Below are 4,500 nucleotides of genomic sequence, written 5' to 3'. Positions count from 1 at the left end.
AAAAAAAGAGCCATCTCGCAATAGAAATTACTTTCTATTTTGAGACGGCCCCTTCATTTTCTTAGATTACTTCCAGTTTTTTATTCTTAGTTGAATTTGCTGAGTAGTATATTCATCTCCAATATTATAATTAGCAGATTTCATTTCTTTAGTGTACTGAGTCCATACATTTTCAAATGTTGATGGTTTTGCCATTACAAGTGAAGCCATATATTTTACCTTTAGATCATCAGTTTTCTGTTGTGCTATCTTAATATCTTGCTTAGAATCTGGAATTAGGATATCCCATACTAAAATCTGATTTAGCAGCAGGAGCAAACATATCATTTAAAGTTTTAACATGATAAGCCCTCAATACCTCTTTTTCATAAGGTTGGTATTTTGAAGCAATATATTCTGGTGTATCTTGAGGAGATACAAAATTTCCATCAGCATACTTTGCATTTTTACCTGCATCTGAATGAGGGAAGTACCAAAGTGAACCAACACTTGTCTTTTGTACATATGTTGCATCTGCCAATCTAGCTGATTGTGCAGCTGTTTGTATCATTTTACCATCTTCAACTGTATAATCTACTCCTTCAATACTCCAATTTTGAAGTTTTTGTATTTTATCTGATGCCATTTGATCAAGTAGTTTAATTGCAGCAACAGGATCTTTGCATGATTTAGTTATATATATTCCTCCTCCTGCACTTATACTTGTAAGTCCACTTTAAGCATCTTTTTTTACGCCATCATTCAAAACCAGTATTGCAAATGGAACTTTATCAAATAGTTTTTGTTGTTCAAGTGAATTTATTGGATCCCCTATTTCCCATCTTTCCATATACATGCCAACTACAGATCCTGCAGCCACTTTAGCTTTAAACGCATCATTATTATCTATGAAAAGTTTTTTATCTACAATATTTTTATTCCATTCTTCATTTAACTTTTTAAGATAGTTGTGTGTGAAATCTGATAATCCAAAGTTATGTGCTACATTTTTATCATCAATATAACAAGCGCCAGTATTGGGATATCCAGCTAGGTAACTTCCCACATTTGCTATAAGATAGTTTCCAGAAACTGCATTAGTAGTAAATCCTATATTAGGTTTACCATTAAAAGTTGGATTTTTGGCCATGTAGTCATCAATTATTTTAAAGTATTGATCTATGTTTAATATTTTAGGGTAACCTGCTTGTTTTAAGACATCTTTTGCAAGATAAAATCCTGAAGCAGGGTATAATGGTGTTGGACCGTTTCTAAAAGGTGGTAATGAATAAGTATGTCCATCTTTAGGATTCTTTATTTTTTTAAGATCAGCGCCATAAATCTTCTTTATATTGGTACCATATTTTGCGATTAAGTCCTCTAATGGAATTACTGCTCCTGCATTAACAAACGAATCTACATCACCGGCATCTATCGATATTAAATCTGGATATTCTCCTGAAGCAATCATAACACTTGCCTTAGTCTTTGAATCCGTACCAACAAGATAACTTGTTTTAAACTTTGTTCCATTAATCTCTGTTATTTTTTTTCCTACAGCTGTGCTAGAAATATCTACAGGTTTTGTATCCTGATTAAAAAATAAAGTAAACTCTTTTTGAGCTTTTCCTACTCCATTATCTGTTGTGGACACTTTTTTTTGCACCACACCCAGATAAAAGAGAAATCACAAGTGTAGCCGAAAGCGACATTGAGAAAATTTTCTTTCTATTCATTATTTTTGTACCCCCCTAATTTTAATTTCATTTAGTTAAATGCATAACCTCGTAGTCAAGTGACTTCAATGCTTTACAATCATATATTTACAGGAATCCCCCCCACTTTTTGTCGAATTTATATTCATCACTACTAAATTCACAGAAAGGAGAGAATTCCATGCAATCGAATTTAAAACAATTATCTCTTACTGATATTTACACTGATCTTGATGAGTATTTTCATAAAGATAAACCAAAGTTACTAAAACTTTTCGACCAATATATCGATTTATCTGAATTAATCCCTCAAAGCTTCATAAATCATTATTATGTTTCAACTGGCCACCCCAGAAATTACAAACTTTCATCTATGATAACTGCTTTCATTATAAAAATGATGCTCTCTATCGCCGATATATCTTTGTTAATTAATGTATTAAATCTTTCTTCGGAGCTTAAGACATTATGTGGTTTTTCCAGAGTACCAAATGCATCCCAATTTTCAAGACTAAAAATCGACTTCGAGGATGATTTTCTTATGTTTTTTAATAATCTGGTTGAAACCACTGAACCTATATGCCGGAGGCTGCGACCAGATCTTGCCGATATTCTTGTAGTTGATACTACAGGTATTGAGGGTTATGTTAAAGAAAACAACCCTAAAGCCTTTGACACAGTTATGAGAAATACTAGGAAGTTTTCTAAGAACATTCCTAATTTCAATGTCCAGAGCTACGCTTGTTCTCAGATGCCTAAAGAAGCTCTGTCTAATAAAAGCATTAAACTATCTTATATTAATGGTCACTATTGTTACTCAAGGAAAGTCGCTTTAGTGACCAACAGTCTTGGCATCATAAGGCATATTTATTTCTACAACAGTGATTATTCTATTAATATAGCTGACGCTAAATCGGGAGCTGAACATAAAGATAATTACGATGCCAAGAGCCCTATCCCGGTCCTTAATAACTTCTTCAATTATCATCCTGATTTTAAATATAAATACTTTTTAGCTGATGCTGGCTTTGACGCCATTGATAACTATAAGTATCTTTATAAAGATTATTCCATGATTCCTATAATTCCACTAAACCCAAGAAGAACTAAGGATATAGACAAAATAAAACTTAATGAAAATGGTATTCCAACCTGTCCAAATAATAAATCTTTACAGATGAAATTTGACGGTTCCTCAAAAGAAAAAGGAAGACCATTAAGACTAAAATGGCGCTGTCCGAAATCAAAGAAAACAGCTGTAAAAGGTAAAACAACGTATATTCTATCCTGTGAAAATTCTTGCACTACATCACCTTGTGGTAGAATGCATCACACTACTGTTAATGATAATTACAGACTAAATACTATTATCCCAAGAGGATCAGATAAATGGATTCGCCTTTATAAAATAAGAACCATAATTGAAAGAACGAACTTCATGGTCAGATTTCCTATGTATCCTGGATATACAAAGTTAAGAAATACTGTTTCTCTTAAAGTTGAAGTAATTCTCGCTGCTATAACGCAACAAATTGTAATTTTAATTGCTGACAAACTTGATAAACAAACGCACCTTTTATCTGTAAAATCTTTAATAGCATAGTCATTTTTTATAGTTAATCTAAGGCTTATTAAGTTCGCTATAAATCAAGAGAATCTTTATCCATTATTTATCTAATGTTTTTGGATAGTTTTGCAATTGACTATTGCTTCCATTCATAGTACATGTAATATGTAATATGTACTATGTATTAATACATATAATGTAAACATTTACTCTGCAACCTAAAAACTTTATATTTCACTTTAATAATTAATCACTTTATTATTTTTTAGTATAGATGATCTATCTCTAGATAAAAAGATAGCTAAAGGTGCAATTTATAAATAGATTAAATACATTGAGAAAAAAAGGAATAAAGATTTTAAGGCTAAATAAAGAAAAGCTTTAGCCGAAACCGTAGCAGTACTAGTACTAAGAAAAAACGTTCATGCATATATTCATATGATATATTTTATATCATATAAACCTGAATGTATCAGTATTACTATAATTTAATTATATATCTTTATAAGTTTTATAACTCCAGTCATCCTTATCGTTAACCTTTAAAACTACACTCCCTATTTCACAACTTAATAGGGTATCTTGTAAACTTCCGCCATTTAATTTTTCATAATTCTCAACTTCATTTACATAATGTGTTGTATAAGCTCCTCTTGCATAAACCGAACCGTTAGTAGATACAAAAACTGCTTTTGGATCTGTCAACTTAATGAAATCAGTGCTTATGGATTCATGAAAATGATGATTACCATAGAAGTAATCTGCCTTTAAAAAAGGCAACTTATGCTTGTATAGATTCATAATTGTCTCTTGCGTTTTAGCATAGTTATCCTATCCATGACTATACTTAAATCCTTTATACTCCGCCATCATTGATATTGAAATATTATTCTCATCAAGTTCCTGCTGTGGTGCTCCATTTATGTCATACCTACTGTTAAGAACTGTTATATTCACACCACCTAAATTCCATATACTAGAAAGTTTATCTTTAGGAAGAACCATAGTATTATCCAGGTACTGATATTCGTTAAGTTGTTCATATCTCATTATATTAGTCTTAATAATCATAGCTGTCACCTCAGAACTTGCTAATCTCAAAAGGTTATTGTCCCTCTAAATGTCCGTTATGGTCACTATGGAAATGAGTCAATATATAGTAATCCACCTTCAAATTATTAATCCTTAAGTATGGTAGAATAATCTTTTCTGCCTCATCCGATTTTGCTGAGTCAATTA

Annotated in this window: 7 protein-coding genes; 1 reads left to right on the top strand and 6 read right to left on the bottom strand. The window is 31.5% G+C overall.

Annotated features, from left to right (window positions below; genetic code table 11):
* Nucleotides 1-66: 66 nt before the first annotated feature.
* From Q0649_RS07895 to Q0649_RS07885, 3 genes are all read right to left on the bottom strand, one after another.
* Nucleotides 67-210: a hypothetical protein gene (locus Q0649_RS07895; protein ID WP_298839817.1), complete on the bottom strand. Its 144-nt coding sequence runs from the start codon at nucleotides 208-210 to the stop codon at nucleotides 67-69.
* A gap of 52 nt (nucleotides 211-262) precedes the next feature.
* A complete protein-coding gene (locus Q0649_RS07890; protein WP_298839815.1) occupies nucleotides 263-625 on the bottom strand; it encodes a hypothetical protein in 363 nt (120 codons plus the stop codon).
* A 90-nt stretch (nucleotides 626-715) separates the two neighbouring features.
* Complete coding sequence (locus Q0649_RS07885) at nucleotides 716-1,633, bottom strand: extracellular solute-binding protein (protein ID WP_298839812.1); 918 nt, start codon at nucleotides 1,631-1,633, stop codon at nucleotides 716-718.
* A gap of 242 nt (nucleotides 1,634-1,875) precedes the next feature.
* Here Q0649_RS07885 and Q0649_RS07880 point away from each other — a divergent pair, with 242 nt between their 5' ends.
* Nucleotides 1,876-3,297, top strand: a complete 1,422-nt coding sequence (locus tag Q0649_RS07880) for a DDE transposase (RefSeq protein WP_298839809.1) — start codon at nucleotides 1,876-1,878, stop codon at nucleotides 3,295-3,297.
* Between the two features lie 456 nt (nucleotides 3,298-3,753).
* Here Q0649_RS07880 and Q0649_RS07875 read toward each other — a convergent pair whose 3' ends face one another.
* Genes Q0649_RS07875 through Q0649_RS23050 form a run of 3 tightly spaced genes read right to left on the bottom strand, consistent with a single transcriptional unit; the run spans nucleotide 3,754 to nucleotide 4,498 of the window.
* Nucleotides 3,754-4,062 carry a hypothetical protein gene (locus Q0649_RS07875; protein ID WP_298839807.1) on the bottom strand — a complete coding sequence of 103 codons (309 nt, stop codon included), beginning with the start codon at nucleotides 4,060-4,062 and terminating at the stop codon, nucleotides 3,754-3,756.
* A 30-nt stretch (nucleotides 4,063-4,092) separates the two neighbouring features.
* Nucleotides 4,093-4,362 (bottom strand): hypothetical protein, encoded by a 270-nt coding sequence (locus tag Q0649_RS07870; protein ID WP_298839804.1) that lies wholly within the window; start codon nucleotides 4,360-4,362, stop codon nucleotides 4,093-4,095.
* Nucleotides 4,363-4,366: 4 nt separating this feature from the next.
* A complete protein-coding gene (locus tag Q0649_RS23050) occupies nucleotides 4,367-4,498 on the bottom strand; it encodes an MBL fold metallo-hydrolase (protein WP_367179362.1) in 132 nt (43 codons plus the stop codon).
* Nucleotides 4,499-4,500 lie beyond the last annotated feature (2 nt).

The organism is uncultured Clostridium sp. (assembly GCF_937920395.1).
In the GTDB taxonomy this organism is placed as follows: domain Bacteria; phylum Bacillota; class Clostridia; order Clostridiales; family Clostridiaceae; genus Clostridium_AD.
Note: the sequence above shows the minus strand (reverse complement) of the source record. Positions and strands in the feature narration are given on the sequence as shown.

Bases quoted from the DNA above. Each gene is read 5' to 3' on its own strand.
- Q0649_RS07895 (WP_298839817.1), bottom strand. From the start codon at position 210: ATGGCTTCACTTGTAATGGCAAAACCATCAACATTTGAAAATGTATGG.
- Q0649_RS07890 (WP_298839815.1), bottom strand. From the start codon at position 625: ATGGCATCAGATAAAATACAAAAACTTCAAAATTGGAGTATTGAAGGA.
- Q0649_RS07880 (WP_298839809.1), top strand. From the start codon at position 1,876: ATGCAATCGAATTTAAAACAATTATCTCTTACTGATATTTACACTGAT.
- Q0649_RS07875 (WP_298839807.1), bottom strand. From the start codon at position 4,062: ATGAATCTATACAAGCATAAGTTGCCTTTTTTAAAGGCAGATTACTTC.